The sequence below is a fragment of the Pseudomonas fluorescens genome (genome assembly GCF_000802965.1).
In the GTDB taxonomy this organism is placed as follows: domain Bacteria; phylum Pseudomonadota; class Gammaproteobacteria; order Pseudomonadales; family Pseudomonadaceae; genus Aquipseudomonas; species Aquipseudomonas fluorescens_A.
Genome location: NZ_JSAK01000003.1, coordinates 1 through 21,025, shown reverse-complemented (window position 1 = coordinate 21,025; position 21,025 = coordinate 1). Strand labels below are relative to the sequence as shown.

Sequence of the window (21,025 nt, the reverse complement as noted above, 5' to 3'; positions counted from 1 at the left end):
CGACTAATAAGAAACTGAGGAACGCTTCATGACTGACAAACCTGGTTACCGTCGCCCGCAGGAAGGCACTCAGCCTCCGTACCTGCACCCGACCTACCAATCCACCAACCTGCGCTCGCCGTCCAAGCCGTTGGTGTTCTTGCCGCATTCGTTGTCGGAAATCACCGGTCCGACCATTGGCGCCGAGCGCATCAATGAGAAGGACCACGACCTGACCGCCCAGCACGAAGGCGAACCGCAGGGCGAACGCATCATCGTTCACGGCCGTGTGCTGGACGAGAACGGTCTGCCGGTGCCGGGGATTCTGGTGGAGATCTGGCAGGCCAACGCCGCCGGTCGCTACAACCATGCCCGCGACCTGCACGACGCGCCGCTGGACCCGAACTTCACCGGCACTGGCCGCACCGTGACCGACGCCGATGGCTGGTATCAGTTCCAGACCATCAAGCCTGGCGCCTATCCGTGGGGTAACCACCACAACGCCTGGCGCCCGGCGCATATCCATTTCTCGCTGTTCGGGCCAAGCATCCTGACGCGCCTGGTCACGCAGATGTATTTCCCCGGTGACCCGCTGCTGGCGTATGACCCGATCTACAACTGCGTGCCCGATACCGGCGCCAAAGAGCGTTTGATCGCCAGCTTCGACCTGGAAAAAACCATCCCTTCCTATGCCCTCGGTTATCGTTGGGACATCGTTTTGCGCGGCCGCGATGCCACGCCGATGGAGAAATAAGATGACGCTGACTGCGACCACGTCCCACACCGTCGGGCCGTACTACCACATCGGCCTGACCTGGCTGAACCGCGAAGACCTGACCGTCGAGCAAACCCTGGGCGAGCGCGTGGCGATCACCGGGCAAGTGGTGGATGGCAATGGCGACGTTGTTAACGATGCGATGCTGGAAGTCTGGCAGGCCAACGCGGCCGGCAAGTACGACCACCCCGAAGACGACCAGGAAAAACCTCTGGACCCGAACTTCGAAGGTTTTGGCCGGGTGCCGGTGGACGCCGAAGGGCGTTTCCGTTTCACCACGATCAAACCGGGTACTGTGGAAGGCCTGAAAGGTACAACTCAGGCACCGCACCTGGTGGTGCTGGTGTTTGCCCGTGGCTTGGTCAAGCACCTGCTGACGCGGATTTACTTCGATGGCGAACCGGCCAACGTGTCGGACCCGTTGCTGGAATGCGTTCCGGCCGAGCGTCGCGATACCTTGCTGGCCAAGAAGGATGCGAGCGGTGTCTATCAGTGGAATGTGATTCTGCAGGGCACTGATGCCGAGACGGTGTTCTTCGATTATTGATCGAACACCGCAACCTGTAGGAGCCGGCTTGCTGGCGATCACGGTGGTTCAGTGTCATCGATGTTGAATGACACACCGCTATCGCCAGCAAGCCGGCTCCTACAGGCTTATGGATCTGCGGAACGGGACTGTTGCAAAGTATGTCTAGACTCTCACTGTCCCTATTGAGTGAAAACCAATGACAACAACTACAGCTACAGAACCTCTCTACACCGGCGAAGAGCGCAACAAGCGGATCTTCGCGATTGTCGGCGCTTCGTCCGGCAACCTGGTCGAATGGTTCGACTTCTATGTCTACGCCTTCTGTGCGATCTATTTTGCGCCGGCCTTTTTCCCCTCTGACAACCCCACGGTGCAGCTGGTCAACACCGCAGGCGTGTTTGCCGCCGGGTTCCTGATGCGACCGATTGGCGGCTGGATCTTCGGCCGTGTCGCGGACAAGCACGGGCGCAAGAATTCGATGCTGATCTCGATTCTGATGATGTGCTTCGGCTCGTTGCTCATCGCCTGCCTGCCGACCTACAAGGACATCGGGGTCTGGGCGCCGATCATGCTGCTGTTCGCCCGCTTGCTCCAGGGCCTGTCGGTGGGCGGCGAGTACGGCACCACCGCGACCTACATGAGCGAAGTCGCCCTCAAGGGCCAGCGCGGTTTCTTCGCCTCGTTCCAGTACGTGACCCTGATTGGCGGGCAATTGCTGGCGGTGTCGCTGGTGGTGGTCCTGCAACAGTTCCTCAGCGAGGATGAACTGCGCGCTTACGGCTGGCGGATTCCGTTCGTGGTCGGTGCGGTGGCGGCGTTGATTTCGCTGTTCCTGCGTCGTTCGCTGAAAGAAACCACCAGCAAGGAAATGCGCGAAAACAAGGACGCCGGCAGCATCCGTGCATTGTTCCGCGACCATAAGGCCGCGTTCATCACCGTGCTCGGCTACACCGCCGGTGGCTCGCTGATTTTCTACACCTTCACCACGTACATGCAGAAATACCTGGTGAACACCGCCGGCATGCACGCCAAGACCGCCAGTTACATCATGACCGGCGCGCTGTTCCTTTATATGTGCATGCAGCCGATCTTCGGCATGCTCGCGGACAAGATCGGCCGACGTAATTCGATGCTGTGGTTCGGTGCCCTCGGTACGCTGTGCACCGTGCCGATTCTGCTGAGCCTGAAAAGCGTCAGCAGTCCGTTCCTGGCCTTTGTATTGATTACTGTGGCGCTGGCCATCGTCAGTTTCTACACCTCGATCAGCGGCCTGGTAAAAGCCGAAATGTTCCCGCCAGAAGTGCGCGCACTGGGCGTCGGCCTGGCTTATGCGGTAGCGAATGCGATCTTTGGCGGTTCGGCGGAATATGTGGCCCTGAGCCTCAAAGCCGTGGGCATGGAGAACTCCTTCTACTGGTACGTGACGGTGATGATGGCGATCGCGTTCCTGTTCAGCCTGCGCCTGCCCAAGCAAGCCAAGTATTTGCATCACGACCTTTGATCTACACCCGCGGGCCCGAGTGGCCCGCGCCTCCAGGGACTGTTTATGAACGAGCGACCGGGCAATCAATTGTTCGATGCCTATTTCACTGCCCGCGACATGCGTGAAGTGTTCTGCGATCAGGGCCGGGTTCAGGCCATGCTGGATTTTGAAGCGGCGCTGGCCCGGGCCGAAGCGCGGGTCGGACTGATTCCGCACGCGGCGGTGGCGCCCATCGAAGCGGCGTGCCAGGCCGGGCATTACGACTTTGCCGCGCTCGGCGAAGCGATTGCCACGGCGGGTAATTCGGCGATCCCGTTGGTCAAGGCGTTGGGCAAGCAGATCGCCGCGAGCGATGCAGCAGCCGAACGCTATGTGCATCTGGGCGCTACCAGTCAGGACGTGATGGACAGCGGTCTGGTGCTGCAACTGCGCCGCGCACTGGAATTGATCGACAGCGATCTGGCGCAGCTGGGCGAAACCCTTGCTAACCAGGCCCAACGTTATGTGGCCACGCCGCTGGCCGGGCGCACCTGGTTGCAGCACGCGACGCCGGTCACCCTCGGCATGAAAATCGCCGGTTGGCTGGGCGCGGTGACCCGCAGTCGCCAGCGCCTGCAAGAACTCAAGCCGCGTCTGCTGGTGCTGCAATTCGGCGGTGCTTCCGGAACCCTCGCGGCCCTCGGCGAGCAGGCAATTCCGGTTGCCCAGGCGCTGGCCGAAGAGCTGCAACTGACGTTGCCCGATCAACCCTGGCACACCCAGCGCGATCGCTTGGTGGAGTTCGGGTCGGTACTCGGTCTGATCGCCGGCAGCCTGGGCAAACTCGGGCGCGACATTAGTTTGTTGATGCAAACCGAAGCCGCCGAAGTCTTTGAACCTTCGGCACCGGGCAAGGGCGGTTCTTCGACCATGCCGCATAAACGCAATCCAGTCGGCGCGGCGGTATTGATCGGCGCGGCGACGCGGGTGCCGGGTCTGCTCTCGACGCTGTTCAGCGCCATGCCGCAGGAACACGAGCGCAGCCTCGGTCTGTGGCATGCCGAGTGGGAAACCCTGCCGGAGATTTGCTGCCTCGTATCCGGCAGCCTCAAGCAAGCGCTGCTGGTCACGGACGGGCTGGAAGTGGACGCTGACCGCATGGCGCGCAACCTCGATCTGACCCAGGGCCTGGTGCTCGCCGAAGCGGTGAGCATCGTCCTTGCGCAACGGGTCGGGCGCGATACCGCGCATCACCTGTTGGAGCAATGCTGCAAACGCGCCGTGGCCGAACAGCGGCATCTGCGCGCGGTACTCGGCGACGAACCGCAAGTGACCGCCGAGCTGTCGGCGGTTGAACTCGATCATCTGCTGGACCCCGCCCATTACCTCGGCCAGGCCAAAACCTGGGTCGAGCGAGCGGTGGCTGAACATTCTGCGTTGACTGCCTGAAGGAGATTGCTGTGGCTTTCGTACAACTCGCCGATGGCGAACTGCACTACCAAATTCAAGGGCCGCAAGTCGACGGTCCGGTCGATGCGCCGGTGCTGGTGTTGTCCAACTCGCTGGGCACCGACCTGCACATGTGGGACGCGCAAATTGCCGCGTTCACCAAGCATTTTCGCGTGCTGCGTTTTGACACGCGCGGTCACGGCAAGTCGCTGGTGACACCGGGGCCGTACAGCATCGAGCAACTGGGCCGCGATGTGCTGGCGCTGCTGGATGCGCTGCACATCGAGCGCGCGCATTTCTGCGGTTTGTCCATGGGCGGTTTGATCGGGCAGTGGCTGGGTATCAATGCCGGCGAGCGCTTGAACAAACTGATCGTGTGCAACACGGCAGCGAAAATCGGCGATCCGTCGGTGTGGAACCCGCGCATCGAAACCGTGCTGCGTGATGGTGCGGCAGCGATGGTCGCATTGCGCGATGCTTCGATTGCGCGCTGGTTTACCCCGGATTTCTCCGAGGTCAACCCGGCGGCTGCCAAGCAGATTACCGACATGCTCGCGGCGACTTCGCCTGAAGGTTACGCGGCCAACTGCGCGGCGGTGCGTGATGCCGATTTCCGCGATCAGTTGTCGTCGATCAAAGTGCCGTTGCTGGTGATTGCCGGGACTGAAGACGCGGTCACGCCGCCATCCGGTGGGCACTTCATTCAGGAGCACGTAGCTGGCGCCGAGTACGCCGAGTTCTACGCCGCGCACTTGTCCAACGTCCAGGCTGGCGCAGCGTTCAGCGAGTGCGTTCTGGCGTTTTTGTTGGCTCATTAAGGGGATTGTTGTGGACGAGAAACAACGTTACGACGAGGGCATGAACGTTCGTCGCGCGGTACTGGGCGATGCTCATGTCGATCGCAGCCTGACCACCCTGACCGAGTTCAACTCGGAGTTCCAGGAAATGATCACCCGCCACGCCTGGGGTGACATCTGGACCCGCCCGGGCCTGCCGCGCCACACCCGCAGCCTGATCACCATCGCCATGCTGATCGGCATGAACCGCGAAGGCGAACTGAAACTGCACCTGCGCGCCGCCGCCAATAACGGCGTGAGCCGTGGCGAGATCAAGGAAGTGATCATGCAGAGCGCGATCTACTGCGGCATCCCGGCGGCCAACGCAACGTTCCACCTGGCCGAGTCGGTGTGGGATGAGTTGGGGGTTGAATCGCGGGAGTGATTCCGCGATTTTTGTTGCCTGGACTGACGCCATCGCGGGCTTGCCCACGATGGCGTCAGTACATCCAACATTGATGTGTCTGGAGGATTGCCATCGCGAGCAGGCTCGCTCCCACATTTTGATCGGTGTGAACGCAGGTCGTGCGATCACCGAAGATTTCTGTAGGCGCTGCCGCAGGCTCGGGCCGCGTTCGGACGATCTTTTGATTTTTAAAGCAGGCTGATCGGATAGCTGATGATCAAGCGGTTCTCATCGAACTCGTTGTTGCTGTAATCGCGGCGCATGGTCGAGTTGCGCCATTTCACGTTCAGGTCTTTCAGCGCACCGCTCTGTACGGTGTAGGCCAGTTCACTTTCACGTCCCCATTCCTTGCCATCGGTGATCGTGCCGGTGTGCACGTTATCGCCACTGATATAGCGGTTCATCAGCGTCAGACCCGGTACACCCACGGCGACGAAGTTGTAGTCATGGCGCACTTGCCAGGATTTTTCCCGAGCGTTGTCGTAGCTGGAGTTGTAACTGTCGTTGGCCAGGGTGCCGCCGCTTGTGCCGTTAACGCGCATCCACGGGCTGTCGCCGGTGAGTTTTTGCAGGCCGACGTAGAAGGTGTTGCCGCCGTACTTGGCTGAGAGCAGGCCATACATGGTTTTGTTGTCCAGCTCGCCGGCCCGGGCGCTGCCGTCATCCTTGCCATAGAAGAAACCGAGGTTGGCGCCGAGGGTCCAGGCGCCGATGGGTTGGCTGTGGGTCAGGTTGATGAATTGCTGGCTGTAGATGTCCTTGAGTTCGGCATTCCACACACCGATCTGGGTGCGTTTCTCGTTGAACAGGTACTCGCCGCCCTGGAAATTGAAACGGTCCGAGGTGAACGCCGCTTTGCCGGTCATCGACATGTCATCCATGCTGCTGTCGTCGCGCGGGCTGTTCTGGCGGAACTGGCCGCCGTAGACCGTCAGGCCATCGATTTCCTTCGAGGTGATCTGACCACCACGGAAGGTTTGTGGCAGCGAGCGACCGTCATCCGAACGCAGGATCGGCAGCACCGGCATCCATTCGCCCACCTTCGCTTCGGTCTGCGACAGCTTGGCCTTGAACGCCACGTTGGTACGACCGAAGTTGTCTGCCGGGCGGCCATCACTGTCCAGCGGCAGCAGCGCCGTACCGCCGGTGCCTTTGCCGCCATCAAGCTTCACCGAGTACAGCCCCAGCACATCCATGCCGAACCCGACGACGCCCTGGGTGAAACCGGACTTGGCATCGAGGATGAAACTCTGCGTCCACTCTTCAGCCTTGCCCTGGGTCTTGGTCGGGTTGGTGAAGTTGCGGTTGATGTAGAAGTTGCGCAGGTTCAGGTTGACCTTGGCGCCTTCGACAAAGCCTGATTCCTCGGCGTGGGCGGGCAGGGCGGCGGTGGCCAGGGCTACGGCGATCAGGCTGGGAACGAAATACTGCGCGTGAGAAGGCGTCATGTGCTCGGGTCTCTCTAATTCTTGGGGATGAAACGGGGCGTGCCGCAATCGGGGGATTGCAGACAAATCATTGGATTTTCTGGAAAAAACGAACGTGATCAGCCGGGCGGGGCAGGGCGCGGGGGCATGGCATCGAACCTGTTGCTTTTGGTTTTGTGGGTCGGATGGTGCGGGGAATGTACTGGATGGTTCAATTGTTAAAAGAAGGTTCTGGGCGATTATCGAACATAAGATTTGCAGTAATTTTTGTTCTGTTCTGGATGCCTCATCGCTGGCAAGCCAGCTCCCACAGGGTCACAGTGGTCCACAAAATTTGTGCACGACACTCACACTGTGGGAGCTGGCTTGCCAGCGATGAAGTCAGCACAACTTTTCCCGCTGCCAACAAAAAGCCCACCAATCGGTGGGCTTCTTGTGTTCACAGCGCTATCAGAAATACTTCATCTTCGGCGCTTCTTCTTTCAACGGCTCGTTCTTCGCCGTCTGCTCATTCCAGCCACCACCCAGTGCCTTGTACAGATTGACCTGGCTGACCAGTTGCGCCAGACGGTCGGTAATCAACACTTGTTGCGCACTGAACAGCTGACGCTGGGCGTCGAGGAAGGTCAGGTTGCTGTCGACACCAATACGGTAGCGACGCTCGGCCAGACGGTAGTAGTCCTGGTTCGCGCTGACGAAGTCAGATTGCGCCTGCAATTGCTGCACGTAGGTCTGACGCGCGGCCAGGCCGTCGGCGACTTCCTGGAAGGCCGTTTGAATGGACTTCTCGTAGTTCGCCACGCCGATGTCTTTCTGGATTTTCGAGTAATCCAGGCTGGCGCGCAGGCTGCCAGCGTTGAAGATCGGCAGGTTGATCTGCGGCTGGAACAGCCAGGTGCCCGAGCCGCCCTTGAACAGACCTGAAAGATCAGGGCTCAGCGTCCCGGCATTGGCGGTCAGGCTGATGCTCGGGAAGAACGCCGCACGCGCCGCGCCGATGTTGGCATTGGCAGCCTTGAGGTTGTACTCGGCCTGGAGGATATCCGGACGACGTTGCAGCAAATCAGACGGCAGGCCGGGCGGCACTTCGGCCAGCAAATCGTCCGCCAGCGGTTTGGCCGCTTGCAGGTTGGCCGGAATGCCGGTGCCGAGCAGCAGCACCAGGCTGTTTTCATCCTGAGCGACCTGGCGGGTGTACTTGGCCAGTTGCGCACGGGCGTTTTCCACCGAGGTACGCGACTGCGCCAGGTCCAGCGCCGAGGCCACACCCACTTCGTTGCTGCGGGCGGTGAGCTTGTAGCTCTCCTCGAACGCACCGAGGGTGTCCTGGGTCAGCTTCAGCAGTTCCTTGTCGGCCTGCCAGGTCAGGTAGGCATTGGCCACGCTGGCCACCAGGCTGATCTGGGTGCTGCGGCGACCTTCTTCAGTGGCGAAGTATTTCTGCAGGGCTTCTTCGCTCAGGCTGCGAACGCGACCGAACAGGTCGAGTTCATAGGCGCTGATGCCGACGGTGGCCGAATAGGAACTGCTGATCCCCGCTTCGCCGGTCTGCGAAGCGTCGGCCGGCAGGCGCTGACGGCTACCGGTGCCATTGGCGGAAATGGCCGGGTACAGGTCGGCGCGCTGGATGCGGTACTGAGCCGCAAAGGCGTCGATGTTCAGGGCCGCGACACGCAGGTCGCGGTTGTTTTCCAGGGAGATCTGGATCAGCTGTTGCAGCGCCGGGTCATGGAAAAATTGCTTCCAGCCCTGCTCGGCAGCGGCCTGCGCCGGTGCCTGGGCCGGCGAATACGCCGGGCCCTGCGGGTATTGATCCGCCACCGGTGCTTGCGGCTGCTGATAGTCAGGGATCAGCGAGCAGCCACCGAGCACGAAGGCGGCGACTGCCAGGGAGAGTAGCGACTTGCTCATTAGCCAGCCTCTTTAGGAGTTTCAGTAGCGTCTTCCTGGTCGACGTTTTTACGCTGACCCATGGCCGACACAGTGACGAAGAACAGCGGGACCCAGAAGATCGCCAGAACGGTTGCCGTGATCATACCGCCAATCACACCGGTACCGATTGCATGCTGGCTACCCGAGCCTGCGCCCGTGGAGATAGCCAGTGGTACCACGCCGAGGACGAAGGCGAGCGAGGTCATGATGATCGGTCGCAGTCGCATGCGGCAGGCTTCGATGGCTGCATCGCGCAGGCTGCGTCCTTGCTCGTGCAGTTCCTTGGCGAACTCGACGATCAGAATGGCGTTTTTCGCCGCCAGACCGATGGTCGTCAACAAGCCCACCTGGAAGTACACGTCGTTGGACAGGCCGCGCAGGCTGGTGGCCATCAGCGCACCGATGATCCCCAGCGGCACCACCAACATCACCGCGATCGGAATCGACCAGCTCTCATACAGCGCCGCCAGACACAGGAACACCATCAGCAGCGACAGGGCGTACAGCGCTGGCGCTTGCGAACCGGACAGACGTTCTTCGTACGACAGACCGGTCCAGGAAATACCGACACCGGCCGGCAGTTTCTTGGCAATGGCTTCGACTTCGGCCATCGCTTCACCGGTGGAGTAACCCGGGGCCGGGGCGCCGAGGATTTCCATCGCTTCTACGCCGTTGTATCGGGCCAGTTTCGGCGAACCGTAAATCCACTCACCCTTGGCGAAGGCCGAGAACGGAACCATGGTGCCGACGCTGTTGCGCACGTACCACTTCTGCAAGTCTTCAGGGCTCATGCGTGCGCCAGGCTGGCCTTGCACGTACACCTTCTTCACGCGACCGCGGTCGATGAAGTCGTTGACGTAGCTACTGCCCAGCGCGATCGACAGGGTGTTGTTGATGTCGGCGATGGTAATGCCCAGGGCACTGGCCTTCTCGTCGTCGATTTCCAGTTGGTATTGCGGTTCGTCGTTCAGGCCGTTTGGGCGCACCTGCGTCAGAATCTTGCTCTGCGCGGCCATGCCGAGGAACTGGTTACGCGCTTCCATCAACTTCTCGTGACCGATACCGGCGCGATCCTGAAGGAACACGTCGAAACCGGTGGCGTTACCCAGCTCCAGTACCGCCGGTGGCGCAAAGGCAAACACCATGGCGTCGCGGAAGGTGAAGAAGTGCTGCTGGGCACGGGCCGCGACCTTGAATACGCTGTTGTCGGCATTACGATCGCCCCATGGCTTGAGCATGATGAACGCCATACCCGAGCTCTGGCCACGGCCGGCGAAGTTGAAGCCGGTCACGGTAAACACCGAGTTCACCGCATCGCCTTCACCGCCGTCCTTGCCCGAACGCAGCAGGTACTCACGCATTTCGTCCACGACCACTTGGGTGCGCTGGGACGTCGAGCCGGCTGGTGTCTGCACCTGGGCGAACAGTACGCCCTGGTCTTCTTCCGGCAGGAACGCGGTTGGAATGCGGGTGAACAGCCAGATCATGCCGACCACAATGATGAGGTACGCCAGCAAATACGGCGCTTTGTGCGTAAGCATGCTGCCCACGCCACGCTCGTAGTTTTTCACGCCACGGTCGAAGGTGCGGTTGAACCAGCCGAAGAAGCCGCGTTTCGGCGTGTGGTGTTCGCCTTTCGGAATCGCCTTGAGCATGGTGGCGCACAGCGCCGGGGTGAAGATCAGCGCAACCAGTACCGACAGGGCCATGGCCGAAACGATGGTGATCGAGAACTGCTTGTAGATCACACCGGTGGAGCCGCTGAAGAACGCCATCGGCAGCAGAACCGCCGACAGCACCAGGGCGATACCGACCAATGCACCCTGGATCTGCCCCATGGATTTCTTGGTGGCTTCCTTGGGCGACAGGCCTTCTTCGCTCATCACCCGTTCGACGTTTTCCACCACGACGATGGCGTCGTCCACCAGCAAACCGATGGCTAGGACCATACCGAACATGGTCAGGGTGTTGATGCTGAAACCGGCTGCCGCGAGGATCCCGAACGTACCGAGCAATACCACCGGCACGGTCATCGTGGTGATGATGGTGGCGCGGAAGTTTTGCAGGAACAGGAACATCACCAGGAACACCAGCCCGACCGCTTCAACCAGCGTGTGAACCACGCCTTTGATCGACTCGGTCACCACCGGCGTGGTGTCGTACGGGAACACCACTTCCATCCCTTGCGGGAAGAACGGCTTGAGACTGTCGATGGTGGTACGCAGCGCCTTGGCGGTATCCAGCGCGTTGGCGCCGGTGGCCAGTTTCACCGCCAGACCGGATGCCGGGGCACCGTTGAACTGGGCGTTGATGCTGTAGTTCTCGCCACCCAGACCGACGCTGGCGACATCTTTCAAGCGAACTTGCGAGCCGTCCTTGTTGACCTTGAGCAGGATCTTCTCGAACTGCTCAGCGGTCTGCAGACGGGTCTTGCCGATGATCGTCGCGTTCAGCTGCGTGCCGGGCAGGGCAGGCAAGCCGCCGAGCTGGCCGGACGACACCTGGACGTTCTGTGCGGCGATGGCGGTCTTGACGTCGATCGGGGTCAGGTTGAAGTTGTTCAACTTGGCCGGGTCGAGCCAGATACGCATGGCGTACTGCGAACCGAACACCTGGAAGTCACCGACACCGGCGGTCCGCGAGATCGGGTCCTGCATGTTCGACACGATGTAGTTGGACAGGTCGTCCTTGGTCATGCTGCCGTCGCGCGATACCACACCGATTACCAGCAGGAAGTTCTTCACTGCCTTGGTCACGCGGATACCTTGCTGCTGTACTTCTTGCGGCAGCAGCGGGGTGGCCAGGTTCAGCTTGTTCTGCACCTGGACCTGCGCGGTATCGGAGTTGGTGCCTTGCTCAAAGGTCGCGGTGATGGTCATGGTGCCGTCGGCGTTACTTTCCGAAGACACATAACGCAGATTGTCGATACCGTTGAGCTGTTGCTCGATCACCTGAACCACGGTGTCCTGCACGGTTTGCGCAGAAGCGCCCGGGTAGGTCACGGAAATGGCGATCGCCGGAGGCGCAATGCTCGGGTATTGGTTGATCGGCAGTTTGAGGATCGATAGTGCCCCGACCAGCATGATCACCAGGGCAATTACCCAGGCGAAAATCGGACGGTCGATGAAGAATTTTGACATGAGTTACTCCCCTTTGCCGCCAGACGCTTTATCAGCTGCCTGAGCGGGGGCCGGGTTCTTTGCGGCTACGTTGGTCGCCTCGCTTGGCTTGACTTCGATGCCAGGTTTGACGAATTGCAGACCTTCGGTGATCAGGCGATCGCCGGCCTTCAGGCCGTCTTCGATCAGCCATTGATTGCCGACGGTACGGTTGGCCTTGAGCTGACGCAGTTCGACCTTGTTGTCCGGGCCGACGACCAGTGCGGTCGGCGTGCCTTTGAGGTCGCGGGTCACGCCTTGCTGCGGCGCGAGGATCGCGGCGCTGTTCACGCCGGCCTGCAACTGGGCGTGTACGAACATGCCTGGCAACAGAGTGTGATCAGGGTTCGGGAACACGGCGCGCAAGGTTACGGAACCAGTGGTCTGGTCAACCGAGACTTCGGAGAACTCCAGCTTGCCTTCCAGCTTGTACTGGCTGCCGTCTTCGAGGGTCAGTTTGACTTTCGCAGCGTTGTCGCCGGCCTTTTGCAGGCGACCGCTTTCCAGTTCGCGGCGCAGCTGCAGTAGCTCGACCGAGGATTGGGTGACGTCGACGTAGATCGGGTCCAGTTGCTGGATCACCGCCATCGCTTCAGTCTGGCCGTTGCTGACCAGCGCCCCTTCGGTCACCGAAGAACGACCGATACGACCGGTCAATGGCGCGTAGACCTTGGTGTAGCGCACGTTGATCTGGGCCGATTGCAGCGCGGCTTCCGATTGCAAGCGGTTGGCCACGGCGGTGTCGTATTCCTGGCGGCTCACAGCCTGTTCGTTGACCAGTTGCTGGTAGCGGTCGGAGATCGACTTGGTCGAACGCAGGTTGGCTTCGGCGCTTTTCAGCGTAGCGTCATAGACCGACGGGTCGATCTGATACAGCTGCTGGCCGGCTTTGACATCGCCGCCTTCCTTGAACAGACGCTTGAGGATGATGCCGTTCACTTGCGGGCGAACTTCGGCAATGCGGAACGCACTGGTACGCCCCGGCAGCTCGGACGTCAGGGTGAAGGATTGTGGTTGCAGGGTAACGACGCCGACCTGAGGCGGTGGTGCGGCCGGAGCGGCCTCTTCCTTTTTACATCCGCTGAGCAGTGATGCCAGGGCGACGGCGGCGACCAGAGCGGTAACAGCTGGCTTGAGTTGCATGAAAATCCTCGGGTCAGGCGCGCAAAACACGCACAAGAAAACATGGAAGGTTAAAAAATGTATGCCGGGTGGATAAGTAGCTTGCTAAGGAATATACTTACATTCACGGCTGTTTGTAAAGACCTTGACCCTGTATCCGCGCCGTTACAGACGCCGTTGAAAGGTTGGAATTGTAGGCCCGGGGACGAGACCCAAGAGCGCTCGCCCCACTTTTATTCAGCTGATGTTCAGACATCGCTGAGGCATCCTGATTGAGGTTGTACTGCCATGGTCCGTCGCACCAAAGAGGAAGCTCAAGAAACCCGCAACCAGATACTCGAAGCGGCCGAAAAAGCCTTTTTTGAAAGGGGCGTGGCGCGCACGACCCTGGCGGACATCGCGACCCTGGCCGGCGTTACGCGCGGGGCCATCTATTGGCATTTCAGCAACAAGGCGGATTTGGTGCAGGCCATGCTGGATAGCTTGCAAGAGCCCCTTGATGAACTGGCCAAAGCCGCGGAGAGCGAAGACGAGCTCGATCCACTGGGCTGCATGCGCCGGCTGCTGATTCATTTGTTTCATGAAGTTGCGCTGGACCCCAAGACCCGGCGCATCAACGAGATTCTGTTCCATAAGTGCGAATTCACCGATGAAATGTGCGACCTGCGTCAGCAGCGTCGTGCGGCCAGCCTCGAATGCAACTCGCGCATCGGCCTGACCCTGCGTAATGCCGTCAATCGTGGGCAGCTGCCGGAAGACCTCGACACCGCCCGTGCCGCCATCAGCATTCATGCCTGGATCGACGGCCTGCTGTACCAGTGGTTGCTCGCACCGGACAGCTTCCAGCTGCACACCGAGGCCGAGCGTTGGGTCGATATCGCGCTGGACATGCTGCGTTTGAGTCCAAGCCTGCGAAAAGTGAAACAAGATGCTTAATCGGTTCCGCGTGTGTCAACCGTTGTGGCCGTGGATGAACAGTTCTTCACGCGCTCTACGGCAGAGGGGTGCTTTTATATACGCCCGCTCGCCGGGTTGACAGAGAGTTTGCGCAGTAATTTGTAGGAATTTTGTGTTTCGCCGAACATCACGCGCCCCCTGTAGGAGCTGCCGAAGGCTGCGATCTTTTGATCTTGCTTTCAAAAAACAAAGTCAAAAGATCGCAGCCTTCGGCAGCTCCTACAGTGTCAAGCCGCGATATTCAGATAGAAAATTATCGCTACGACTTGGCTTGCTTGCCTTTACGATCAGGCCCTCGATCCAGCTCCTTCGCCACATCATCGATCACCGCTTTGCTCATCGCCGTCAGGTAATGCGCGGCCCAGGCGTGGCGGTCGGTGTCTTTGGCGTAGGCAGCGTCGAGAGTGAGTTCCTTGGCGAGGAACAGCAGGTTGGAGGCTTGGGCTAACGCTTCGGCGAGAGGCACGCCGCGGCTGACGTGAAACAGCGCCTGGTCTGAGCAGAAGATGAAAGGGGTGAAGCCGATGGTTTTGAGTTCTGAAGGTGAGGGCGGATTGGTTTTGCTCATGGTGTAACTCCTAAGCTTGAGGAGCCGCCACGTTCGTTTCCAAGCGAATGGGTGGCAGCTGTGCGCAGGTTGGAAAACCGGGAGCAAAGGAAAACCGGCACGTCCGAAGACGTCCCACGCACAGCCGCCATGACACAGAATTGCAGCCGTAAAACGACTGCGCTCATGTTGGGCACGTTGTTGCAATTTGCTCGACGGGTTTCCAAGCCCGATCGCTGAATGGTCAGCGACGTCCGGAGACTATCCCGTCAAACAAAAGCGCAACAAGGCATCAAAGTGCCCAAACGCAAGATTCGGAGTTTGCCTACAAGGTCCTACGGCGTCATCCGATATTGCGGTTTCGCAATTAAACGAAATGCAAAAGCCCCGGCTCTTTCGAGTCGGGGCTTTTGCATTTCTACAGGCAGCGCTTACAGCGTCGGGTAGTCGATGTAGCCGACCGGGCCTTTGCCGTAGAAGGTTTCCGGATGAGCCTCGTTCAGCGGCGCATCAGCCTTCAAGCGTGCCGGCAGATCCGGGTTGGCAATGAACGGTACGCCGAAGGCTACCGCGTCAGCCTTGCCAGCGGCCAGCCAGGCGTTGGCGCTGTCCTTGGTGAAGCGTTCGTTGATGATGTACGGGCCGCCGAAGGCTTCCTTGATTTGTGGGCCGAGGCTGTCGGTGCCTTCTTTTTCGCGCGAGCAGATGAACGCGATGCCACGCTTGCCCAGTTCGCGAGCGACGTAGGTGAAGGTTTCGGCGAGGTTGTCGTCACCCATGTCGTGGGAGTCGGCGCGCGGTGCCAGGTGCACACCGACGCGACCGGCGCCCCAGACTTCGATGGCGGCGTCGGTCACTTCCAGCAGCAGGCGCGCACGGTTTTCCAGAGAGCCGCCGTAGTGGTCGGTGCGCTGGTTGGTGCTGCTTTGCAGGAACTGGTCGAGCAGGTAGCCGTTGGCGCCGTGGATTTCCACGCCGTCGAAACCGGCGGCCTTGGCGTTTTCGGCACCGGTGCGGTAAGCGTCGACGATGTCGGCGATTTCAGCGGTTTCCAGGGCGCGCGGGGTCGGGTAGTCAGACAACGGGCGAACCAGGCTGACGTGACCTTTCGGCTGGATGGCGCTCGGTGCGACCGGAGCTTCACCATTCAAGTACAACGAGTGCGAAACCCGGCCGACGTGCCACAGTTGCAGGAAGATCTTGCCACCCGCGCCGTGGATCGCCTTGGTCACGTTGGACCAGCCACGCACCTGATCGTTGGACCAGATACCCGGGGTGTCCGGGTAGCCCACGCCCATCGGCGTGACCGAAGTGGCTTCGCTGAGGATCAGGCCGGCGGAGGCGCGCTGTACGTAGTATTCGGCCATCAGCGCGTTCGGCACACGGCCTTCGTCAGCGCGGCAGCGGGTCAGCGGCGCCATGATGATGCGGTTGGACAGTTCCAGGTCGCCCAGTTTGATCGGATCGAAAATAGTCGTCATTTAATTGCTCTCTTTTGAAGATCAGTTAGTAGCAGGAGCCAGTTCGGGATTGCCGTTCTGACGGAAAGTAATCAGGGTCACCACCAGGGCGAGTACGGCCAGTGCGGCAGCCGCGAGGGGCACGCTGGTCAGGCCGAAGCCGTGGGCAATCACGCTGCCACCGACCCAAGCGCCGAGTGCGTTGCCGACGTTGAACGCGCCGATGTTCAGGGTCGAGACCAGGTTCGGTGCAGCCTTGCCGTAGGTCACCACGTTGACTTGCAGGGCAGGCACGGCGGCGAAACACGCGGTGGCCCAGAGGAACAGGGTGATTTCGGTCGGGATCAGCGCGACGCTGGTCCAGGTCAGCACGGTGGAGACCACCGCCATGGCGATGAAGACGCCGATCAGTGTGGCGGCCAGGCCTTTGTCAGCCAGTTTGCCGCCGATGATGTTGCCGACGGTCAGGCCCAGGCCGATGAGCATCAGGGTCCAGGTCACGCCACGGGGCGAGATGCCAGTCACTTCGCCCAGCAGTGGCGCGACGTAGGTAAAGAGGGTGAACACCGACGCGGCGAACAGCGCGGTCATGCTCAGGGACAACCAGATACCGGCGCCTTTGAGGGCACGCAGTTCGGCGCGCATGTCGAGTTTCTCTTCATCACGCTTGGCTGGCAGGAAGCGGATCAGGCCGAACAGCGCGATCACACCGATCACGGTCACCGCCCAGAAGGTCGAGCGCCAGCCGGCTTGTTGACCAAGTGCGGTGCCCAGTGGCACGCCGAGGACGTTGGCCAGGGTCAGGCCGGTGAACATCAGGGCCACGGCCGAAGCGCGTTTGTTGGCCGGCACCAGGCCGGCGGCTACGACTGAACCGATACCGAAGAACGCGCCGTGACACAGGGCTGTGACCACGCGGGCAAACATCAACACGTTGTAGTCGCTGGCCACGGCGCAGAGCAGGTTGCCGATAATGAAAATGCCCATCAACGCGATCAGCGCAGCCTTGCGCGGCAGTCTGGCGGTGGCCAGTGCCATGAATGGCGCGCCGATGGCCACGCCCAAGGCGTAACCGGTCACCAGCCAGCCAGCGCCGGGGATCGACACACCGAGGTCGGCCGCCACATCGGGCAGCAAGCCCATGATGACGAATTCGGTGGTGCCGATGGCGAAGGCGCTCAAGGCCAATATGAGTAGCGAGAGGGGCATTGGTAATTCCTTTTGGCTGGCTGACGTGAAGGGTCAGAGCTCTTTACTGAAGATTTTGAGGAACTCCTGGATGGTTTCCTCATTGCGTTTGAAAAAGTGCCACTGGCCGACTTTGCGGCTGCTGATCAGGCCGGCGCGTTGCAGGGTGGCCAGGTGCGCGGACACCGTGGACTGCGACAGACCGCAACGTTGATCGATTTGCCCGGCACAAACGCCGTGCTCGTTGCTGTGGGACTGGTCTGGAAATTCGACGTCCGGGTTTTTGAGCCAGTGCAGGATTTCTCGCCGTACCGGGTGTGCCAGGGCTTTTATTATTTCGTCGAGTTCAAGGTTCATGATTGGGGGCTCGTGATCAGTAAAACGCTATATCGCGATGAAGCGAAATTTAAATCGTTATTTCGCGATATACAAATATGATTTTGCTCTGATGACTGAGCAAATCGGTATATCGGGTTATAACGATACGTTGGCGGCAATGCTAAGCTGCGCGGATGAACTATCTCGCACATCTTCACCTCGGTGGCCAGCGCCCCGGTCAATTGCTCGGCAGCCTGTATGGCGATTTCGTCAAGGGACGGCTGCAAGGGCAGTTCGAACCGGAGATCGAAGCGGCTATCCAGTTGCATCGCAGCATCGACGTGTTCACCGACCGCCATCCGTTGGTGGATGTCTCGCTGTCGCGGTTTTCCCTGACGCGCCGGCGCTACGCCGGGATCGTCCTCGACGTGTTTTTCGACCATTGCCTGGCGCGGGACTGGGCGCTGTATGCGGATCGGCCGCTGGAGCTGTTCACATCGGATGTGTATCGGGTGTTGTCCAGCGAACGGCAGTTGCCCGAGCGCCTGGCGAAGATCGCGCCGCACATGGTTGCTAACGATTGGTTGGGTTCGTATCGGGAGTTCGAAGTGCTGGAGCAGGTGCTGCGGGGGATTTCGCGGCGCTTGACCAAGCCTGAGGAACTGGCGGCAGCGATGCAGGAGTTGCGCGTGTTGTATGAGCCGTTGAGCGAGGACTTCCGGTTGTTCTATCCGCAGCTTCAGGATTTTGCGCAGAACCATCCAACAACATAGATCACTGTGGGAGCTGGCTTGCCAGCGATAAGTCCGGATCATCCAACATCTACATTGGCTGATCCACCGCTATCGCTGGCAAGCCAGCTCCCACAGGGAGTCAGTGTTCAGGCCGCGATAGCGGGGCGCATCGGTGCTCGCTGAGGTTCAACCACAGCCCCAAACAACGCCTTCTGCACCGCCTGCTGCGCCTCGAACGCCAGTGCCGCGCGTTCACGGCCTTCGCAAGCGATCGGCTTGAGCAGGTGAATCTCCACGCCGCCGCGATCATTGGCAAACAAGCGCATCAGGTGCGAGAGCAAGTCATCATCACCAACGAACGGTGCCAACGAATCGGGCTGACCATCGCGCACATACCGAATCGCCACCGGTTGCAGCGCCACTTCGGAATCAATCGCTGCCGACAGCAAACGACCATGAAAAGTGCGCAACGAACGGCCATCGGTGGTGGTGCCTTCCGGGAACATCAGCAGGGGATGTTCTTGTTGCAGATGGCGGGTCATTTGCTTGCGGATCAACTGACTGTCACCCGAACCACGACGGATAAACAGGCTGCCGGCCTTGGCCGCCAACCAGCCCGCGACCGGCCAGGTGCGCACTTCAGCCTTGGACAGGAACGACAAAGGCGTGAGCATTCCCAGCAGCGGAATATCAGTCCATGACACATGGTTGCTGACCCACAGCATCGGCGCTTTCGGCAACTGACCATGCACCGTCACGTCGAAGGGCAGGGCGTTACTCAAGCGTGCCATGAAAAAACGCGACCAGCGCTGGCGACGTTCCATCGAATGGGCCAGCCCCAGGCGCTCGAAAACACCGAACACGGTGGCCATGCTCAGGCCGAGCCCGACCACCAGCAATACCCGTGCGATTCGCGCGTACACGCGCAGGCGACCCATTACACCGCCGCCTTGAAGTGTTTGGCGTAGCGCGGGCAAAGCTCATCGCGCTTGAGCAGGATGAACACGTCGGCGACCTGGAAATCTTCGTCCCAGCACGGCTCGCCGCAGATCTTCGCACCCAGGCGCATGTAGGCCTTGAGCAGCGGCGGCATTTCGGCGATCACGTTCGATGGGATATCCAGGGTCGGCAGCGGCTTTTTCGGCTCGGCTCGCAGGTGTTCGGTGCACAGGTAGCGTTCGCGCAGACGCTGCATGATCGCGTGGGCCTGGATGCCGCCGTCCTGCATCGGAATGCTCGCGCAACCCATCAAATAGCTGTAGCCGCCCTGGTTCAGCACCTCGGCCAGTTCGCCCCACAGCACGGCGATGGTGCCGCCGTTGCGGTAGGCCGGGTCGACGCAAGTGCGGCCGATTTCCAGGATCGGGCCTTGCAGATGAACCAGGCCATGCAGGCTGAATTCTTCTTCGCTGTAAAACTTGCCGAGGCTGCTGGCGGCGGTGTGGTCGAGCAGTCGCGTGGTCGCCACCAGACGCCCGGTGTTGAGGTCACGCACGCCGATGTGGGCGCAGTGAACGTCATAGTCGTCCATGTCCAGACCCAGTTCCGCGCCTTTCAGCTTGGCATTGAACTCGCCGCTGAACACGTTGAAGCGCAAGGCCTGGGCTTCCTGCAAGGCCTCGGCGCCCACCAGGCGTTCGGCTTGCAGGCGGCGTTCATTGCCGGTGTCGCTGATACGGGCGATCTGAGTCATGGCGATTCTCCGTGCGGGCTGCTCACCCGTCTTGGGTTACAGCGGATCGACTTTCTTTATCCAGCCTTGTTGTGCAAAGTCAGGCTATGTAGCGCCGGTGTCATCGCCATGAACCTTTGGTGATGCTTATATGACAGCCCACAAGGAGCCTCTTATGCCCTGGCAAAACCTGTTGAACCGCCGCGAGCGCCTGCCCGCCAACCCGGACCTGGGCGAAGGCTTCGCGACGTTGTTGCACCAATTGGGCACGGTCACGCCGTTTGAATTGGCGGTGGCCGGTGCGCGGATGATGGCGACGCCGGGCCTGGCGTTTCTGGTGGGCTATCAGGCCGCGTTGCGCATGCTGTGGCCGAGCGCGCCGCTGAGCCTCGGCGCGTTGTGCGCGACCGAACAACGCAGCCTGCGAGTGGCGGACATGCAGACCCGTCTGCACGATTTGCGCTTGAGCGGGCGCAAGGATTTCGTCACCGCTGGCGATGCCGCTGACTGGCTGTTGATCGCGGCGCGCAGTGAAACTCCCGGCGACGATCCGCGCCTGAGCCTGGCGGTGGTTTATCCCGGTGAACCGGGTGTGCGCGTGGAAAAGCTCCCGGCGATCCCGTTGATGCCGGACATCAGCCATGGCCGCTTGTTTCTGGACAACGCGCTGTGCGAATTGCTGGCGGGAGATGGCTGGGACGCGTACGTCAAACCGTTCCGCACTCTGGAAGATGTCTATGTGTTGAGCGCCATGACCGCGTGGCTGTATGGCGTCGGTCAGGACAGCGACTGGCCGCAAAACCTGCAATTGCGCTTGCTGGCGTTGCTGGCCGGTTGTGCGGAAGTCAGCCGACAGGCGCCGAACAATCCGGCGGGGCATGTGTTGCTCGGTGGGTTGTTTGCGCAGTTCGACGGGCTCAAGGGTGAGATCAACGAAGCGCTGGCCGAGGGCCCGTTGGAGTGGGCGGCGATGTGGCAACGGGATCAGGCGGTGATGGATTTGGCGGCGGGGGCGCGAGCTAAACGTCTTGCCAAAGCATTGGCGGCGATCTGACGGGCCTCATCGCTGGCAAG

19 protein-coding genes are annotated in these 21,025 nt (G+C 60.6%); 9 read left to right on the top strand and 10 right to left on the bottom strand.

What is annotated here, in order from left to right:
- The first annotated feature begins 28 nt into the window (after positions 1–28).
- The 6 genes from pcaH (at position 29) to pcaC (ending at position 5,415) form a co-directional block, all read left to right on the top strand.
- Positions 29–733: a protocatechuate 3,4-dioxygenase subunit beta gene (gene pcaH / locus NL64_RS03245; protein ID WP_034146732.1), complete on the top strand. Its 705-nt coding sequence runs from the start codon at positions 29–31 to the stop codon at positions 731–733.
- 1 nt (position 734) lies between these two features.
- A complete protein-coding gene (pcaG, locus tag NL64_RS03240) occupies positions 735–1,301 on the top strand; it encodes a protocatechuate 3,4-dioxygenase subunit alpha (RefSeq protein WP_034146731.1) in 567 nt (188 codons plus the stop codon).
- Positions 1,302–1,479: 178 nt separating this feature from the next.
- Positions 1,480–2,784 (top strand): MFS family transporter, encoded by a 1,305-nt coding sequence (locus NL64_RS03235; protein ID WP_034146730.1) that lies wholly within the window; start codon positions 1,480–1,482, stop codon positions 2,782–2,784.
- A gap of 45 nt (positions 2,785–2,829) precedes the next feature.
- Positions 2,830–4,194, top strand: a complete 1,365-nt coding sequence (locus tag NL64_RS03230) for a 3-carboxy-cis,cis-muconate cycloisomerase (protein ID WP_034146729.1) — start codon at positions 2,830–2,832, stop codon at positions 4,192–4,194.
- Positions 4,195–4,205: 11 nt separating this feature from the next.
- The gene (pcaD, locus tag NL64_RS03225) at positions 4,206–5,012 is read left to right on the top strand and encodes a 3-oxoadipate enol-lactonase (RefSeq protein WP_034146728.1); all 807 of its coding nucleotides are present in this window, start codon (positions 4,206–4,208) and stop codon (positions 5,010–5,012) included.
- A gap of 10 nt (positions 5,013–5,022) precedes the next feature.
- Positions 5,023–5,415: a 4-carboxymuconolactone decarboxylase gene (gene pcaC / locus NL64_RS03220; RefSeq protein WP_034146727.1), complete on the top strand. Its 393-nt coding sequence runs from the start codon at positions 5,023–5,025 to the stop codon at positions 5,413–5,415.
- Positions 5,416–5,624: 209 nt separating this feature from the next.
- Here the strand turns inward: pcaC and NL64_RS03215 are convergent, their stop codons facing one another.
- From NL64_RS03215 to emhA, 4 genes are all read right to left on the bottom strand, one after another.
- Positions 5,625–6,884: an OprD family porin gene (locus NL64_RS03215; RefSeq protein WP_034146726.1), complete on the bottom strand. Its 1,260-nt coding sequence runs from the start codon at positions 6,882–6,884 to the stop codon at positions 5,625–5,627.
- A 429-nt stretch (positions 6,885–7,313) separates the two neighbouring features.
- Positions 7,314–8,774: an efflux RND transporter outer membrane subunit EmhC gene (emhC, locus tag NL64_RS03210; RefSeq protein WP_034146725.1), complete on the bottom strand. Its 1,461-nt coding sequence runs from the start codon at positions 8,772–8,774 to the stop codon at positions 7,314–7,316.
- Positions 8,774–11,935: an efflux RND transporter permease subunit EmhB gene (gene emhB, locus NL64_RS03205; RefSeq protein WP_034146724.1), complete on the bottom strand. Its 3,162-nt coding sequence runs from the start codon at positions 11,933–11,935 to the stop codon at positions 8,774–8,776. Before emhB ends, emhC begins: the two co-directional genes overlap by 1 nt.
- A gap of 3 nt (positions 11,936–11,938) precedes the next feature.
- Positions 11,939–13,096 carry an efflux RND transporter periplasmic adaptor subunit EmhA gene (emhA, locus tag NL64_RS03200; protein WP_034146723.1) on the bottom strand — a complete coding sequence of 386 codons (1,158 nt, stop codon included), beginning with the start codon at positions 13,094–13,096 and terminating at the stop codon, positions 11,939–11,941.
- Between the two features lie 267 nt (positions 13,097–13,363).
- Here emhA and emhR point away from each other — a divergent pair, with 267 nt between their 5' ends.
- Positions 13,364–14,011 carry an efflux system transcriptional repressor EmhR gene (gene emhR, locus NL64_RS03195; protein WP_034146722.1) on the top strand — a complete coding sequence of 216 codons (648 nt, stop codon included), beginning with the start codon at positions 13,364–13,366 and terminating at the stop codon, positions 14,009–14,011.
- Between the two features lie 280 nt (positions 14,012–14,291).
- On the opposite strand, the gene NL64_RS03190 is transcribed toward emhR, so the two are convergent.
- The 4 genes from NL64_RS03190 to NL64_RS03175 all read right to left on the bottom strand — a co-directional run bounded on the left by NL64_RS03190 (position 14,292) and on the right by NL64_RS03175 (position 17,584).
- Positions 14,292–14,600, bottom strand: coding sequence for a DUF3077 domain-containing protein (locus tag NL64_RS03190; RefSeq protein ID WP_034146721.1), 309 nt, complete (start codon positions 14,598–14,600; stop codon positions 14,292–14,294).
- 410 nt (positions 14,601–15,010) lie between these two features.
- Positions 15,011–16,060 carry an alkene reductase gene (locus NL64_RS03185; protein ID WP_034146720.1) on the bottom strand — a complete coding sequence of 350 codons (1,050 nt, stop codon included), beginning with the start codon at positions 16,058–16,060 and terminating at the stop codon, positions 15,011–15,013.
- A gap of 21 nt (positions 16,061–16,081) precedes the next feature.
- Positions 16,082–17,248, bottom strand: a complete 1,167-nt coding sequence (locus NL64_RS03180) for an MFS transporter (RefSeq protein ID WP_034146719.1) — start codon at positions 17,246–17,248, stop codon at positions 16,082–16,084.
- Positions 17,249–17,281: 33 nt separating this feature from the next.
- On the bottom strand, positions 17,282–17,584 hold the full coding sequence (locus NL64_RS03175; RefSeq protein ID WP_034146718.1) for an ArsR/SmtB family transcription factor: 303 nt from the start codon (positions 17,582–17,584) through the stop codon (positions 17,282–17,284).
- Between the two features lie 155 nt (positions 17,585–17,739).
- On the opposite strand from NL64_RS03175, the gene NL64_RS03170 reads away from it, so the two are divergent.
- On the top strand, positions 17,740–18,318 hold the full coding sequence (locus NL64_RS03170; RefSeq protein ID WP_034146717.1) for an ACP phosphodiesterase: 579 nt from the start codon (positions 17,740–17,742) through the stop codon (positions 18,316–18,318).
- A 107-nt stretch (positions 18,319–18,425) separates the two neighbouring features.
- On the opposite strand, the gene NL64_RS03165 is transcribed toward NL64_RS03170, so the two are convergent.
- A complete protein-coding gene (locus NL64_RS03165) occupies positions 18,426–19,217 on the bottom strand; it encodes a lysophospholipid acyltransferase family protein (RefSeq protein ID WP_034146716.1) in 792 nt (263 codons plus the stop codon).
- The gene (olsB, locus tag NL64_RS03160) at positions 19,217–19,972 is read right to left on the bottom strand and encodes an L-ornithine N(alpha)-acyltransferase (protein WP_034146715.1); all 756 of its coding nucleotides are present in this window, start codon (positions 19,970–19,972) and stop codon (positions 19,217–19,219) included. Before olsB ends, NL64_RS03165 begins: the two co-directional genes overlap by 1 nt.
- A gap of 154 nt (positions 19,973–20,126) precedes the next feature.
- On the opposite strand from olsB, the gene NL64_RS03155 reads away from it, so the two are divergent.
- Positions 20,127–21,005 (top strand): acyl-CoA dehydrogenase family protein, encoded by an 879-nt coding sequence (locus NL64_RS03155; protein WP_034146714.1) that lies wholly within the window; start codon positions 20,127–20,129, stop codon positions 21,003–21,005.
- The last annotated feature ends 20 nt before the right edge of the window (positions 21,006–21,025 follow it).